10 protein-coding genes are annotated in these 16,666 nt (G+C 32.9%); 9 read left to right on the top strand and 1 reads right to left on the bottom strand.

Annotation, left to right across the window (positions count from 1 at the left end):
• Positions 1-5: 5 nt before the first annotated feature.
• Genes ACNG5D_RS05275 through ACNG5D_RS05260 form a run of 4 tightly spaced genes read left to right on the top strand, consistent with a single transcriptional unit; the run spans position 6 to position 3,448 of the window.
• Positions 6-1,433 carry a CCA tRNA nucleotidyltransferase gene (locus ACNG5D_RS05275; RefSeq protein WP_418182448.1) on the top strand — a complete coding sequence of 476 codons (1,428 nt, stop codon included), beginning with the start codon at positions 6-8 and terminating at the stop codon, positions 1,431-1,433.
• Positions 1,426-1,878 (top strand): GNAT family N-acetyltransferase, encoded by a 453-nt coding sequence (locus tag ACNG5D_RS05270; protein WP_418182447.1) that lies wholly within the window; start codon positions 1,426-1,428, stop codon positions 1,876-1,878. The genes ACNG5D_RS05275 and ACNG5D_RS05270 overlap by 8 nt, the downstream gene beginning before the upstream one ends.
• Position 1,879: 1 nt before the next feature.
• Positions 1,880-2,896: a COX15/CtaA family protein gene (locus ACNG5D_RS05265; RefSeq protein ID WP_418182446.1), complete on the top strand. Its 1,017-nt coding sequence runs from the start codon at positions 1,880-1,882 to the stop codon at positions 2,894-2,896.
• A 39-nt stretch (positions 2,897-2,935) separates the two neighbouring features.
• Complete coding sequence (locus tag ACNG5D_RS05260) at positions 2,936-3,448, top strand: IS1096 element passenger TnpR family protein (RefSeq protein ID WP_418182445.1); 513 nt, start codon at positions 2,936-2,938, stop codon at positions 3,446-3,448.
• A 4-nt stretch (positions 3,449-3,452) separates the two neighbouring features.
• On the opposite strand, the gene ACNG5D_RS05255 is transcribed toward ACNG5D_RS05260, so the two are convergent.
• Entirely contained in the window at positions 3,453-4,520 is a 1,068-nt protein-coding gene (locus ACNG5D_RS05255; RefSeq protein ID WP_418182444.1) for a hypothetical protein, read from the bottom strand.
• 125 nt (positions 4,521-4,645) lie between these two features.
• Between ACNG5D_RS05255 and ACNG5D_RS05250 the strand changes: the two genes are divergently transcribed.
• The 5 genes from ACNG5D_RS05250 to ACNG5D_RS05230 all read left to right on the top strand — a co-directional run bounded on the left by ACNG5D_RS05250 (position 4,646) and on the right by ACNG5D_RS05230 (position 16,653).
• Positions 4,646-5,548 carry an ABC transporter ATP-binding protein gene (locus ACNG5D_RS05250; RefSeq protein ID WP_418182443.1) on the top strand — a complete coding sequence of 301 codons (903 nt, stop codon included), beginning with the start codon at positions 4,646-4,648 and terminating at the stop codon, positions 5,546-5,548.
• Positions 5,549-5,553: 5 nt separating this feature from the next.
• Positions 5,554-6,378 carry an ABC transporter permease gene (locus tag ACNG5D_RS05245; protein ID WP_418182442.1) on the top strand — a complete coding sequence of 275 codons (825 nt, stop codon included), beginning with the start codon at positions 5,554-5,556 and terminating at the stop codon, positions 6,376-6,378.
• A 28-nt stretch (positions 6,379-6,406) separates the two neighbouring features.
• Positions 6,407-9,124, top strand: coding sequence for a T9SS type B sorting domain-containing protein (locus tag ACNG5D_RS05240; RefSeq protein WP_418182441.1), 2,718 nt, complete (start codon positions 6,407-6,409; stop codon positions 9,122-9,124).
• Between the two features lie 4 nt (positions 9,125-9,128).
• Complete coding sequence (locus ACNG5D_RS05235; protein ID WP_418182440.1) at positions 9,129-11,579, top strand: T9SS type B sorting domain-containing protein; 2,451 nt, start codon at positions 9,129-9,131, stop codon at positions 11,577-11,579.
• Between the two features lie 199 nt (positions 11,580-11,778).
• Positions 11,779-16,653 (top strand): choice-of-anchor L domain-containing protein, encoded by a 4,875-nt coding sequence (locus ACNG5D_RS05230; RefSeq protein ID WP_418182439.1) that lies wholly within the window; start codon positions 11,779-11,781, stop codon positions 16,651-16,653.
• Positions 16,654-16,666 lie beyond the last annotated feature (13 nt).

Genomic DNA, 16,666 nt, shown 5'->3' with positions numbered 1-16,666 from the left:
CATCAATGAATTACAAAGACGCTTTACAAAACCCAATATTTAAAATTATATCTCAATCTGCAAAAGAACTTCAATTAGAGTCTTATGTTATTGGAGGTTTTGTTCGCGATTATATATTAAAAAGAGGCCAAGTAAAAGATATTGATGTGGTTGCTATTGGCAATGGCATTACGCTAGCCAAACAAGTTGCCAAAAACCTACCTAACACCCCCAAAGTACAGGTTTTTAAAACTTATGGTACGGCTATGCTAAGGTATAATGATATAGAAATTGAATTTGTTGGTGCTAGAAAAGAATCTTACACCGAAGACAGCAGAAACCCGTCTGTTGAAGTTGGCACGTTAGAAGACGACCAAAACCGAAGAGATTTTACTATTAATGCACTTGCTTTAAACCTTAATAAAAATAGTTTTGGCGAATTATTAGACCCCTTTAATGGCATACAAGACTTAAACAACAAAATAATTAAAACACCATTAAACCCAGATATTACCTATAGCGACGATCCTTTACGCATGTTACGCGCCATAAGATTTGCTACACAATTAGATTTTACTATTGAAGAAAAATCGCTTGAAGCAATTACAAACAATAACGAGCGTATAAAAATAATTACTAACGAACGTAAAATAACCGAAATAAATAAAATATTAGAAAGTAAGAAACCATCAAAAGGCTTTTTATTATTAGAAAAAACGGGGTTACTAAAACATATTTTACCAGAATTAACAGCACTAAAAGGTATTGATGAAGTTGAAGGCCAACGCCACAAAGACAATTTTTATCACACCTTAGAAGTTGTTGATAATATTGCTAAAAATACAGATAACTTATGGTTACGATGGGCTGCCTTATTACACGATATAGGAAAAGCGCCAACCAAAAAATTTAGCAAAAAAGTAGGATGGACTTTTCATGGACATGAATTTGAAGGCTCTAAAATGGTTTACAAACTATTTAAAAGATTAAAAATGCCATTAAATGATAAAATGAAATTTGTTCAAAAAATGGTATATATGAGCTCTCGTCCTATTGTTTTAGCCAATGATATAGCAACAGATTCTGCTGTGCGCCGTTTAGTTTTTGATGCTGGTGATTATGTAGATGATTTAATGACGTTATGTGAAGCCGATATAACAACCAAAAACCCAAAGAAGTTTAAAAAATACCATAATAACTTTAAAATTGTACGCGAAAAAATTATCGAAGTAGAAGAACGCGATCATGTTAGAAACTTCCAACCTCCCGTTTCTGGAGCAGAAATAATGGCCGCCTTTAACTTAAAACCATCACGCGAAATTGGTATTATAAAAGAAACCATTAAAGAAGCCATACTTGAAGGCGATATCCCTAACGAATATGATGCTGCTTACCAATTAATGCTAAAAAAAGGCAAAGCTTTAGGACTTAAAGTTACTCAAAATCATGATTAAGCTTGTTAGGACAAACTCGAAAAACAAAGATTTTATAAGTCTTGTTGAAGCTTTAAATAGCTACTTAAAAATTGTTGATGGCGATGACCATGACTTTTACAATCAATACAACAACATAGATGTTTTAAAGCATGTTGTAATTGCATATAATAACCAAACCCCTATTGGGTGTGGGGCTTTTAAAAGCTTTAATAATACAACAACAGAAATTAAGCGCATGTATACAAAAACCAATGCGCGCGGAAAAGGTGTTGCTTCTAAAATTTTAACCGAACTAGAAAACTGGTCTGAAGAATTAAGTTTTAACGCATGTATTCTAGAAACAGGAAAAAGACAAAAAGATGCCGTTTCCTTTTACAAAAAAATGAATTATAAAGTTATACCAAATTACGGGCAATATAAAAATATGGCTAATAGCATCTGTTTTAAAAAAGAACTTACCTAACATGAAAAAGGATAACAAAAAAGTAATTTACTGGCTATTAACAGGATGCCTTCTTATATTTATCATGGTTGTTGTTGGTGGCATTACTAGGTTAACACACTCTGGTTTGTCTATTTCAAATTACAAATTAATTTCGGGTACCATACCGCCAATGAATGATGCCGAATGGGAAACCGCCTTTAAACTATACCAACAATACCCCGAATACCAAAAGCTTAACAATCACTTTTCTTTACAAGACTTTAAAGATATTTATTTTTGGGAATGGTTGCACCGTGTTATTGGCAGGTTTATTGGCTTAATATTTATACTTCCGTTTTTATATTTTTTAACAACAAAAAAACTTACCAAGCCTACTATAAAAAAAGCTATCATTCTTCTAAGCTTAGGAGCCTTTCAAGGCTTTTTAGGCTGGTATATGGTTAAAAGCGGCTTAGTAGATAATCCAGACGTTAGCCATTACAGGTTAGCAGCGCATTTAACAACTGCCTTTATAACATTTGCTTACACCTTTTGGGTAGCATTAGATTTAATGTTTCCTAACAAAAAATACATAAACAAACCTTTTAGAAACCTTGTACGTTGGAGCTTGGCCATTTTACTACTCCAAATAATTTACGGTGCTTTTGTTGCTGGTTTAGATGCAGGTTTTATACACAACCATTGGCCTTTAATGAGCGAAGGCAAATTTATACACCAAACCGTTTATATTGAGCAAACCCCTGTTTATAAAAACTTTATAGAAGGTAAAAGTGGTGTACAGTTTGTGCATAGAATTTTAGCCTTTATTGTCGTTGGTTTTATTATTTCAATTTACTTAAAATCAAAAAAAGTAAAGCTTACCCCATATCAATCAAAAGGTATAAACGCTCTGTTAATTTTAGTTGGTATACAATTTATACTTGGGGTTTTAACAATTATATTACAAGTACCAGTATGGCTAGGAGTAACACATCAAATAGGTGCATTTTTTCTTTTAAGCGCCATGACATTTACTTTACATCGCTTTAGTAAATAAGATAAATAGGTTAACTTTGCGCACCAATTTTATATTATAATGGTTTACAGATTTAGAGTTATTTTAGATAATGATACCGAAGAAGATATTTTCCGTGATTTAGAAATTCGCGAAACAGATACGCTTGAAGATTTACATAATATTATTACACAGTCATTTGGTTTTGATGGTAGTGAAATGGCATCGTTTTATATAAGTAACGATACTTGGGAGCAAGGCGAAGAAATTTCTCTTTTTGATTTAAGCGACGATGGTTCTGCACGTTTAATGAATGAAACAGCTTTAGATACTGTTGTACATGAAGCTCAAACTAAATTAATTTACGTTTACGACTTTATGAGTATGTGGACTTTTTATGTTGAATTGGCTGAAATTGTAGACGAAACCGAAGGGCATGATTACCCAAACCTAATGTTTGTTCAAGGTCAAGTTCCAGATACGGCTCCAGAAAAACAATTTGAAGCCGATGAAGACGACATTTATAACGAGTTTGAAGATGGCATAGATGTAGATGATTATGAAGATTTAGATTTTAACGAAAACTGGAATTAAAATTTCATTTTTGTCTTAAATTTTCCAAGTTTACATTTTCATAATTTCTAGTTAAATACTCTAACGCCTGCCTTAATATTTGCCCCATATTCTCGCAGCGTTTAAACTTTACATCTTGAGTATACTCAAAAATCTTATATTTTAATAAGTCTATATTATCGGCATTTGAAATAGAGTCGTTTTCCATACACTCTATTAAAAGCTCAATTCTGCCATGAAAACTTTTAAGACGTTTTACTAAAATAGAACGCTCTTCGGTTTTATATTGATCTATAGACAGTTTTTGCATACTTGTAGAAACCAATTCAACCATTTTTAAATTCTCTTTAAAAAACTGAGGCCTATAAATATTTAATTTACCCTCGTAAGATTGCTGATCAAAATCTATAGCTCTAATCTTATACACCACATGATCAAAATCGTGAGTTGGTACAATAACATAATTATACGAACGCATATCACCTAAAAGCCTAATCATACAACGCTCATTAAACTTTACAAACTCTTTGGCTATTTGAGACTTTTCAGATTTGTCGCATTTTGGTAAAAAATTCTTTATAAACTCATCTCCAGGAATTCCAGCAATATGCTCTTCAATTAACGTATTTTTATACACTAAAAAATTTAAATTATATGGCGATAGCATGTGCTCTAATTCTAAACCATAAACACGAGAAGCATCAGCAGTTTTTACATAAAAATAGGTGTAATTATCATTTAAAATATTTCTAATTTTAATTCTAAATGGCTTAGAATTTCCAAAGGTGCAAAAATCTACTGCATCAACATTTAAAAAAGGCAAAACACTATCATTTCCATCAGAATGAAAAATGGTATATACTTTTTTAAGTGCAGCATCTATTTCTTCACGTTCATAATCATTATAATAAACGCGTATCCATAAAGTATCATTATCTTCCTTATCATACACTACAACAGAGCCTTGAAACCGTAACAAATCATCATAAAAAATAGGTATTTTTATATTCCTATTATATTCAGAAAGGTAATTGTGTAACTTAGGTGTTATTGGAAACGACGGCTTTTTTTTCGATATTTTTAAATCTTGCATAAATTTTTCAGCTTATTCAAATTTAATGTTTTTATTATTATACATGTAACAAAAATTAAAGACAATCGTCATACTTAAATAACTAACCATTGCTGGCTTTTTAGTTAGTACAAAAATACTATAGCTTGGACTCTATACTTACAATTAATAATTTAACCAAAAAATTTGGGTATTTAACAGCAGTAAAAAATCTTTCTTTCACCATAAACAAAGGTAATGTTTATGGTATTTTAGGGCCTAACGGAAGCGGAAAGTCTACAACTTTAGGTATTGTGCTTAATGTAGTAAACAAAACCGAAGGCGATTTTTATTGGTTTGATGGTAAAACCTCAACACACGATGCTTTAAAAAAGGTAGGAGCTATTATAGAACGGCCTAACTTTTACCCTTACATGACAGCTACACAAAACCTAAAATTGGTTTGTAAGATTAAAGATGTAGATTTTAATAAAATTGACGAAAAATTAGAAATCGTAGGACTTTTAGAGCGTAAAGACAGTAAGTTTAAAACCTACTCTTTAGGCATGAAACAGCGTTTAGCTATTGCTTCTGCCCTACTAAACGATCCAGAAATTTTAATTCTAGATGAGCCTACAAACGGTTTAGATCCGCAAGGTATTCATCAAATTAGAGAAATTATAAAACAAATTGCAGCTAAAGGCACTACTATTTTACTAGCATCGCATTTATTAGACGAGGTTGAAAAAGTTTGCTCTCATGTTGTAGTTCTTCGTAAGGGCGAAAAACTATATTCTGGTCGTGTTGATGAGATGATTTCTAGCCATGGATTTTTCGAGCTTAAATCTAATAAAGAAGATGAATTAATAGACTTATTAGAAAATCATAAATCTTTTGGAAAAATAAAAGTTCAAGATCATTTAGTTACAGCTTTTTTAAATGAACCTATGAAATCTGATGATTTTAATAGCCTACTTTTTCAAAAAGGCATAATATTAACCCATTTAGTACAACGTAAAGAAAGTTTAGAAGAGCAATTTTTACAATTAACCGATAACAACCAAAACTAACCAGAATGTTACGACTTTTAAATTTAGAATTACAAAAGCTATTACTTAACAGAACCAGTAAAATACTCATATTCGTATCGTTTATTTTACCTTTTTTTGTTATACTACTTTCGTCTTTAAAAATTAACGTTTTTGGTTTTTTCACATTAGAATTAGGCGAACTAGGTATTTTTAACTTTCCAATTATTTGGCATTTAACAACTTTTTTTGCTTCTCAATTTAAGTTCTTTTTTGCCATTGTAGTAGTTAGCATGATTGGCAACGAATACAGTAACAAAACCATTAAGCAAAACCTTATTGATGGTTTAAGTAAAAAGGAATTTATACTATCAAAATTTTACACTATTGTTTTCTTTTCTTTAGTATCTACCATACTAATAGCCTTAATTTCTTTTTGTATTGGTTTATATTACTCAAGCTATAATGAAGCTTCAATAATATTTAGAGAAATCGAATTTCTTTTTGCCTATTTTATAAAATTAATTGGCTTTTTTAGTTTGTGTTTATTTTTTGGTATGCTTGTAAAACGTTCTGCTTTTGCCCTTGCCTTTTTATTTATTTTATTCATTCTAGAATGGATATTGTTTGGCTTAATTGCTTGGCAGTCTGATGGTGCTTTTGCCGAAAAAGTTCAAAACTTCTTTCCTTTAAAATCCATGTATAAATTAATAGATCAGCCTTTTCAAAGAATTGCAATTTCAAAATTTCCAGACAAAGCAGAATTAACATACGATTATGCTGTACACGGATATGAGTTTGTAATTGTAATAGCTTGGACAGCACTATTTATCTTTTTATCGTATAGATTATTAAAAAAGCGAGATTTATAATATCTTTGGTAGCTATTGCTACTAAAAAATGAAAAAAACTGTATTATTCGCAATTTTTAGTCTGTTTGGACTACTAATTTATTCGCAAAACGAAGCCTCTACTTGGTATTTTGGCTATAATAGTGGTGTAAAATTCGATTTAGGAGATAATACCGTTTCGGCCTTAAGTGATGGAAAAATTAACACTTTTGAAGGCTGCACCTCTATTTCAGATCAAGATGGCGACTTATTGTTTTATACAGATGGGATAACAGTATGGAATAAAAATCATGATGTAATGAGCAATGGTACAAACTTATTTGGCGACCCATCAAGCACACAGTCTGCCATAATAGTACCAAAACCAAACGATGCCAATATATATTATGTTTTTACAGTTGATAACCACGGAAGTGGCGAACCCCACTTAGGCTTAAACTTTTCTGAAATAGATGTTACTCTTGATGGCGGTTTAGGTGCCGTTACATCTAAAAACATAAACTTATTACAAGAATGTACCGAAAAAATTACCGCTGTTTTAAAAGACTGCGTTACAGAAGCTATATGGGTTATAACATTCTCGTCTCCAGACGGAATTAGCGATAATTACAACACCTTTCATGCATTTGAAGTAAGTGATAGTGGAGTTAATACAACACCAGTATCATCAACATTCGGATTAAGCGTAAACGATGTTAGAGGCTATTTAAAACTTTCGCCAGATGGAACAAAAATGGCATGCGCCAATACTAGCGATGGCTTGTATCTTTATGATTTTGATACTACTACAGGTATAGTTAGTAACCAACAACCACTACCCATAACAGGTTCGGCTAATGTGCCTTACGGCCTAGAATTTTCTCCAAACAGTAATTTACTTTATGTTAGCGCATCCAATGATTTTTTCGATTTTGGCAACCCTGCTAATAATGAAATTTTATCAAATCATAGATCTCAACTAATACAATACAACCTTGCAGATCCAGATGTTACTGGCTCTGCATTTGTTGTAGATAATAGGCAACTGTACAGAGGCGGTTTACAACTAGGCCCAAACGGTAAAATTTACAGAGCTTTAAGTGCAACGTATACTCAAGGATTACCATTTCTAGGCGCTATAGAAAACCCAAATGAAATTGGTGCAGCGTGTAATTACAACCATAATGCGGTAAACTTATCGCCTTTTAACTCTTCACAAGGTCTACCTCCTTTTATTTCATCATTTTTCAATACAGAAATAGATATTATTAAAAATGGTAAAAGCTCAATTAATTTAGATATTTGTGATGGTGGCTCATACACCTTAGTAGCTGATGATATTTCTGGAGCCACTTATTCTTGGTCGTTAAATGGAACCCCTTTACCTGAAACCAGCAATAATTTATATATATTTAATGCTGGGCATTATGAAGTTATAATAGAACCTAATAACGGAGACTGTATTCTAGAAGGACAAGCCTTTGTTAATTTTACACCAAACCCAGAAGCCTATAACCATAATTTATTACAATGTGATGAAGATGGCACTACAGACGGCATTACCTATTTTAACCTTAATGAAGCTAACAATGTTTTAACAGGAAATATTCCTAATAGATCCACTAAATTTTACTTAGACGCAGCTAGACTTAATGAAGTTAATGGTGATGCATTTATTAACTCCACAAACCCACAAACCATATTTGTTGAAGTTATAAATGATATTTCTGGTTGTAACAGTTTTTCAGAACTAACTTTAGAAGTAAGCACTACCGATGTTAATGATGCCGAATTAACAAACTGTGATGATGATGGAATTGAAGATGGTTTACATACCTTTAATTTAAATGATGCCGATGCCATTATATTTAATGGATTGCCTACAGGATTAAACGTATCGTATTATGAAACTTATAACGATGCCCTTTTAGAAACCAACAGCTTAGCACCTACCTATACAAACACAACACCTTATTCTCAAACCATATATGCGCGTGCAGAAAATGCAAACAACTGCTATGGTATTAGTGATGTATTACTAACTGTGCATGAATTACCTAATATTAAAACCGAAGATTTTGTATATTATTGTTTAAATAGCTTCCCAAATACCATCACAATAGATGCCTCTGTAATAAATGACTCTCCAAGTAATTATACCTACAATTGGTCTAATGGAGAAACCAATTATCAAACAGAAATTAATGAAGTTGGAATTTATACTGTTACTGTAACAAACTCTCATGGTTGCTCAAAAACTAGAATAATAACCGTAGATCCTTCAAACATTGCTAGTTTCGAAACACCAGCATTTAATGTAACCGATGCCACCCAAAATAACACTATAACCGTTTTTGTGTCTGGCGAAGGTACATATCAATATAGCCTTACCGACGAAAATAATAATACCATTAAACCCTATCAAGACAGTAACTTTTTTGAAAACGTATACCCAGGCATTTACAATGTATTAGTAAGAGATATTAAAAACGACTGTGGAACTGTAAACAAACCTGTTTCTGTTATTGGATTCCCTAAGTTTTTCACCCCTAATAACGATGGTGTAAATGATACTTGGCAAGTTTTAGGAGTTTCTAGTTTATTTCAACCCAACTCAAAGATTCATATTTTTGATAGGTTTGGAAAGTTATTAAAACAAATATTACCAACAGAACCTGGTTGGGATGGATATTTTAATGGACAAATATTACCTGCAGACGATTATTGGTTTTCTGTAAAACTTCAAGATGGCAGAGTTTATAAAAATCATTTTACACTTAAATATTAATCCTTTGAAATCTTTTGTAAAATCAACACTTCTAACAATTATAATATTAATTTCAGGTTACGCATTAGCTCAAGCACCTACAGATTGTGCAAACGCAGTTATAGCATGCGGAAATTCAGATATTAACCTAGATGTAAATGGCTCTGGCATACGAGAGTTTAACGACTCGTGCTCTAGCAATGAAAACAATAGTGTATGGCTACAAGTCACACTAATTTCAGATGGCACTTTAGGTTTTACACTTACCCCCAATAGCACTAACATTACCGAAGATTACGACTTCTTTGTTTTTGGCCCTAATGTAGATTGTAGCAATGTAGGCAATACTATTAGATGTTCTACCACAAATCCTCAAGCAGCTGGACTAAGAAGTAATTTAACAGGAATGAACGGCTCTGAAACCGACACTACTGAAGGTCCTGGCCCTAATGGTAACAGCTTTGTAAAATGGCTTGATGTACTTGCTGGAGAAACCTATTTTATAGTTATAGACAGACCAATTGGCAATAGCCCGTTTAGTTTAGAATGGACAGGAACAGCTACATTTTCAGAGCCTCCTTCTGATGAATCTGGAACCTCAGGAACACCTCTGAACTTTAAAAAATGTGATGATGATACCACAACACCTCCAGATGGTTTTTCTAATTTTAATATTGGAGATAATACCATTCCCATCACTGGAAATCAAACAAATGTTACTGTAACCTATCATGAATCTGCAAGCGATGCTAATATTGGCATTAATGCACTACCAAATACATATAGAAACATACGAAATCCACAAACTATTTACGCTAGAATAACAAACGATGTTACAGGATGTTTTGAATTAACAGAATTTCAGTTAGATGTTGTCTTAGGCCCAGATTATATTGAACCATCAGACTTTATACTATGCGATAATTTAGATGACGGAAATGATAAAAATGGCCGTGTAATTTTTGATTTATCATCGAAAAACAACGAAATTCTAGGAGGACAAGATCCATCAAATTTCAATATTTTTTATTATACCTCTTTATCTGATGCCGAAAACCGTACAGGTGAAATTCCAAATTCTTATTATAATTCTACACCTAACTTAGAAGAAGTATTTATTAGAATTGAAGAAGTTTCAAATACAAACTGCCGAAGTATTACATCTTTAAATTTAATAGTAAACGAAGCACCAGATAGTTTTGATTACACACTTATACAATGTGATGAAGATGGCTTGGCTGATGGTTTAACTCTATTTAACTTAACAGAAGTTAACGAGTTACTTACTGGCGGTTTTTCTGATAGATCCATAAAGTTTTACACAGATACTGAAAAAAACAACGAGGTAAATGGCAATTCTTTTAATAACAATATAAACCCTCAAATTATATATGTAGAAGTAATAAATAACTTAACAGGGTGTACTAGCAATTCTCAATTAACACTAGATGTTACTGCAACAGACTCTAACAATGCATTTCTAACTAACTGTGATGATGATGGTATTGAAGATGGCTTACACGTTTTTGATTTAACAGATGCTAATACTGATATTATAAGTGGGTTACCAAGCGGATTAAATATTGTTTATTATGCAACTTTTAACGATTCTGTTTTAGAACAAAACCCTCTAAGCACAACATACACCAATACTACCCCATACTCGCAAACTATTTATGCCAGAGTTGAAAATGACAATAATTGCTTCGGCATAAGTCAAGTTTTCTTATATGTTTTTCCTTTACCTGATGTTAAAGCCGAAGATTTAACATACTATTGTTTAAATAATTTTCCTGACACAATTACAATTGATGCTGCAATACGAAACGACATTCCAAGTAATTATACCTACAATTGGTCTAATGGCGATACTGCTTACGAAACCACAATAAACGCTCCAGGAACCTATACAGTAACGATTACAAATAGAAATAACTGCTCAAAAACTAGAACAATAACCGTAGATCCTTCAAACATTGCTAGTTTCGAAACACCAGCATTTAATGTAACCGATGCCACCCAAAATAACACTATAACCGTTTTTGTGTCTGGCGAAGGTACATATCAATATAGCCTTACCGACGAAAATAATAATACCATTAAACCCTATCAAGACAGTAACTTTTTTGAAAACGTATACCCAGGCATTTACAATGTATTAGTAAGAGATATTAAAAACGACTGTGGAACTGTAAACAAACCTGTTTCTGTTATTGGATTCCCTAAGTTTTTCACCCCTAATAACGATGGTGTAAATGATACTTGGCAAGTTTTAGGAGTTTCTAGTTTATTTCAACCCAACTCAAAGATTCATATTTTTGATAGGTTTGGAAAGTTATTAAAACAAATATTACCAACAGAACCTGGTTGGGATGGATATTTTAATGGACAAATATTACCTGCAGACGATTATTGGTTTTCTGTAAAACTTCAAGATGGCAGAGTTTATAAAAATCATTTTTCATTAATTAACTAAGTCAAAAATGCAGAACATCGAATAAAATGCATTTTATCCGATATATTTTGCATTTCATCCAAATAATATCTACTTTTCGCAATCAATTAGCCCCAACTAATTGTAATATTTAGCTATTAATGAACAAACTAGAAAACACCTACAAGTTATGAGATGTATTTACTTCATATTACTTATAATTTTTTTCAATATTAATTTTGTGTTTTCTCAACAAATATCGATTGACGATACTGTAGGTTTACAACCCCTTATAGAAAACAATTTAGTAAATGGCTGTGTCGATATTACTAACATAAGCTCATCAGTAAACGGGGCTTCAAGTGGTTTTTCAAGTTATGCTTATTTTGAAAGAGCTAGCTCTAATTTCCCTTTTCAAAACGGGATTATGTTATCTACTGGAGGAGCTGCATCTGGAGGAAACTCAGTAAGAACTCCAACCTTAAGCGAAGGCTCTACAACATGGGGAACAGACCCAGATTTAGAAACCGCTTTAGGCATTACAAATACCGTTAACGCTACCTCAATAGAATTCGATTTTGTATCGATTTCAAATCAATTTCAATTTAATTACCTATTAGCATCAGAAGAATATTCGGGTATTAACCCTTGTCAGTTTTCAGATGGTTTCGTTTTTCTTATCAGAGAAGCTGGCACAACAGACCCATACCAAAACATAGCTATAATACCAGGCACAACAATTCCAGTAAATACAAATACCATACACGACGAAATTTTTGGTGTTTGCCCTGCCGAAAACGACGAATACTTTCAAGGTTATAATTTAGGCGACACCAATTACAACGGAAGAACTACGGTTTTAACAGCATCTGGAACCATACAACCAAATGTTACATATCATATAAAATTAATAATTGCCGACCAAACAGATGGCACCTATGATTCGGCTGTATTTATTGAAGGCGATAGCTTTAGAGTTCTAGATTTAGGAGAAGATATAACCACCTGTGCAAGTTCTGCAACATTAGATGCAGATTTACAAAACCCACTTATCTCTTATGCTTGGTACTTAAATAACGTTTTAATAACTGGCGCGGTTGGCCCTACCTATACTGCAGTACAAGATGGTACATATCGTGTTGAAGCTTCAGTTCCTGTAAATGGCACCACCTGTGTTGAAGAAGATGAAATTGAAGTGGTTCTTAACACAGAAGAACCTATGCCTCCAATAACCGATTACCAATTATGCGACGATTCTAGTGGCGATGGAACCGAAATATTCAATCTATCAACAAAAGACTCCGAAGTTATTGCAAATGCGCCATTTACCAACTACATATTTAGTTACCATTACTCAGATAACGAAGCAAGGTTAAACATTAACCCAATAACTACACCTATACCAAATACATTAAATCCGCAACCCATTTTTGTTAGAGTACAAGATTCTGATAGTAATTGCTTTTCTTACACGACTTTTAACTTAATTGTTAACCCGCTTCCTAGCATAGTAGATCCTACACCACTACAAGTATGCGATGGCGATGATTCTCCAGATGGGTATGCTGTTATAGATTTAACCGAAAAGGACAACGAAATTACATCTGGACAAACCAATTTGGTTGTATCCTACCATTATAACCCACTAGACGCTAGTACTGGCAACAACCCAATACCAACTCCATATATAAACACCAATACACCAAATGAATTGGTATATGTAAGAGTAATAGATACTACAACAGGATGCATTACAACCACCGAGTTAAATGTTGAAGTAACTGTTAGCCCAACAGTAAACCGAGACACCCAATATCTTGATGCTTGCGATAGAGATTTAGATGGCGAAGCTACTTTTGATTTGACTGAAGTTATTAGTAGCATTTTAAACGGATTAACAGGAGTTTCCACAACATTTCATACCACTTTTGATGATGCCCAAATGAATATTAATGCTATTGCAGACGAAACAAATTACCAATACACAAACGCTATTATAGAACCTGGTTCTGCAACCATATATTTAAGAATTGAAGATGATACAACTGGCTGTGCAACCATTGTTCCTTTTGAAATTCATACCAACTTACTTTTAACAGGAACAGATACTGGCGACTTTGCGCTTTGTGACAACAATGATGATAGTACAGACACGCTAGATTTTGATTTGAATACAATTGAAACCTTTATCGCTAACGATTTACCAAATAATATAACAGTAACCTTTTACGAAGATGAAACCGATAGAGACAATGGTGTTAATGCCCTAGACAAAACCTTGCCTTATGCCGCTGTAAGCCCGCAAACCTTATACATCACAATAGAAGACGGAGGCTGTATAGAAAGTACAGAAATTACATTACTAGTTAACCCTATTCTATTATTTGGTAATGTTGTAATTCCATATTGCGATGATAATGATGATGGTATAGCCAGTATAGAATTAGCATCGTTAGACGAAACAATAACAGGAGGAAACCCTCATTTTACTGTTACTTATTTTGATAATGATGCAGATGCACAAAATAATAACACCGCAAACCAACTTCCACCTTTTTATAATAATACAAATCCAATTGAAACTTTATATGCTCGTATAGAAAGTATAAATTCAGGATGCTCTACTGTAAATCCATTTCAAATTGAAGTTTTAGTTGCGCCTTCAAGCACAAATCCTTCAAACGAAGTTATTTGTGATAACGACCAAGACGGTTTTTCTATAATAAATCTTGAAGATAAAATTGATGAAGCCGTAACAAGCAGAACAGGTTTAACCATAGATGTATTCACTTCATTTGATGATGCCGATAACAATGTCCTTGCAAATGCCATACCGGTTTCAGAAAGAAGCACATACAATTCTAACACCCAAACCATATACATTAGAGTTGAAGATGCTGTTAGTGGTACTGGTTGCTACTCTATAGTTTCATTTGAAGCAATAATAAATACATTACCAATAATACCAACAGACATTCTGTTTCAAGTTTGCGAAGATGATGGCGATAATTTTGCCGATTTTATACTCATTGAAACCGATGATGCTGTACTTAACGGCCAAACTGGTAAAGAAGTATATTATTTTGAAAACGAAATTGATGCCCTAAATGGTAACTTATCAAACGCTATAGATAAAACTTCTGCATATAACTCAGACTCAAAAACAATATATGTTAGAGTCGAAAACATTACAGATGCTACATGTTACAGCACTAGTTCTATTGAAATTCAAGTTGCCCCAGACCCTATTTACGATCCTATAGTAGATTTTTTAGTTTGTGATGATTCTAGTAACGATGGTATAAACGAATTTAATCTAGTTGAAAAAGCTAATGAAATTCAAGCTACATCGCCAGATGTTTTAAACATCACATTTCATTTAACACCTCAACAAGCCGAAGAAAACGATAGCCCTTTACCAGACACATATACCAATGTTAGTAACCCACAAAGTATATATGTTAGAATAGAAAGCAGTGCTTCGTTTTGCTATGTTGTAGAAGAACTAGGTATAAACATTGTTGCTGCCCCAGATGTACATGTTGGTTCGCCTTCTTTAACCCAATGCGCAGCAGCTTCTGATGGTATTGCAATTTTCGATTTAACCTATTATAATATAGACACACAAACTGCCGACTTTGAGGTATTAGATCGTGTAAAAAGCAATTTATCGTTAAATTATTTTAACGAATTATCAGACATAAATCATAACGACGGGCTGGACAATAGTAACGAAATTACTAATCCGTCAAGTTTCAACTCTACCGCCAAAACAATTTACATAAAAGTAGCAAACAACCTAACAAGTTGCTTTAGCATAATACCTGTAAACCTTTTTGTTAACTTACCACCTTCAATACATACTATTGGCACAATTTCTATTTGCGATAACGACACAGACACCTATGATTTATCTCAAGTAAACACCATGGTTGTTGATGATACTTCGGCAGTCAATATTTCGTATCACAACAACCAAAATGATGCAGAAAATAACGTGTCTCCTTTAAGTAATACATTTAATTATACATCTAGCAACCACGAAATTTTTATTAGAGTTTCAGATATTACATCTGGTTGCGCTATAATAACATCTTTTAACTTACAAATAAATGAAAACCCCATAGCAAACACACCACCAGATTTAGTTGATTGTGATGATGATTATGATGGTATGCTAAATTTCAACCTAACAGCCAATAACAACATTATATTAGGAAGTTTAAACCCTTCAAATTTCAACATTACTTTTTATGATGTTATAGATAATGCCGAAACAAAAACCAATGCGTTACCAAACATCTATACATCAACCAATGGCGAAACCATTTTTGCAAGACTCGAAAATAACAATACAGGATGTTTTAGTGTTACCCAATTTAATTTAAGAATTAATCCTTTACCTATAGTTCCAATAAACGAAATTGTACCACTTTGTAACGATTTACCAGTAACCGTTATAGCAGATACTGGAATTGCAGGAGACACCTATTTATGGTCTACAGGCGAAACCACTAACCAAATAACAATTAGCCCCGCAAATGCAGGAAACTACTTTGTAACCGTTACTAGACCCAATGTTATAGGAAACGATTGTTCTTATACGCACAATTTTGTTGTTATTCCTTCTGATGAAGCAGAAATAATAGTAACTCCAACGGTTCATTTTGCCGACCCTAATAGCATTACTGTAGAAATTGATAATTCAAGAATTGGAGATTATGTTTTTATTTTAGATGGCGGAGAACCTCAAAACTCTAATATATTTAATAACGTGGCTTTTGGCGAACACATTGTTACTGTTAGAGATTTAAATGGTTGTATGGATGTATCAAAAGAAGTTTTTGTTTTTGACATTCCAAAATTTGTAACACCTAATAACGATAATGTTTATGATACTTGGCATATAATTGGAGCAGACCAATTACCAGGCACGGTAGTTTACATATACACTAGACATGGTAAACTAATAAAAATGCTCCCTTATAATTCTACTGGCTGGGATGGTACATATAACGGCCAAAACATGCCCTCTGATGATTATTGGTTTTCTGCTGATATTATTCAAAATGGCGAATCATTCAATATTAGAGGACATTTTGCTTTAAAAAGGTAAACACACTTATAAA

Source organism: Algibacter ulvanivorans (assembly GCF_048381495.1).
Lineage (GTDB): Bacteria > Bacteroidota > Bacteroidia > Flavobacteriales > Flavobacteriaceae > Algibacter_B > Algibacter_B ulvanivorans.
Note: the sequence above shows the minus strand (reverse complement) of the source record. Positions and strands in the feature narration are given on the sequence as shown.

What these genes read in the sequence shown, in the direction of transcription:
- ACNG5D_RS05245 (WP_418182442.1), top strand. Translation starts at nt 5,554, where the DNA reads ATGTTACGACTTTTAAATTTAGAATTACAAAAGCTATTACTTAACAGA.
- ACNG5D_RS05240 (WP_418182441.1), top strand. Translation starts at nt 6,407, where the DNA reads ATGAAAAAAACTGTATTATTCGCAATTTTTAGTCTGTTTGGACTACTA.
- ACNG5D_RS05255 (WP_418182444.1), bottom strand. Translation starts at nt 4,520, where the DNA reads ATGCAAGATTTAAAAATATCGAAAAAAAAGCCGTCGTTTCCAATAACA.
- ACNG5D_RS05265 (WP_418182446.1), top strand. Translation starts at nt 1,880, where the DNA reads ATGAAAAAGGATAACAAAAAAGTAATTTACTGGCTATTAACAGGATGC.
- ACNG5D_RS05260 (WP_418182445.1), top strand. Translation starts at nt 2,936, where the DNA reads ATGGTTTACAGATTTAGAGTTATTTTAGATAATGATACCGAAGAAGAT.
- ACNG5D_RS05275 (WP_418182448.1), top strand. Translation starts at nt 6, where the DNA reads ATGAATTACAAAGACGCTTTACAAAACCCAATATTTAAAATTATATCT.
- ACNG5D_RS05270 (WP_418182447.1), top strand. Translation starts at nt 1,426, where the DNA reads ATGATTAAGCTTGTTAGGACAAACTCGAAAAACAAAGATTTTATAAGT.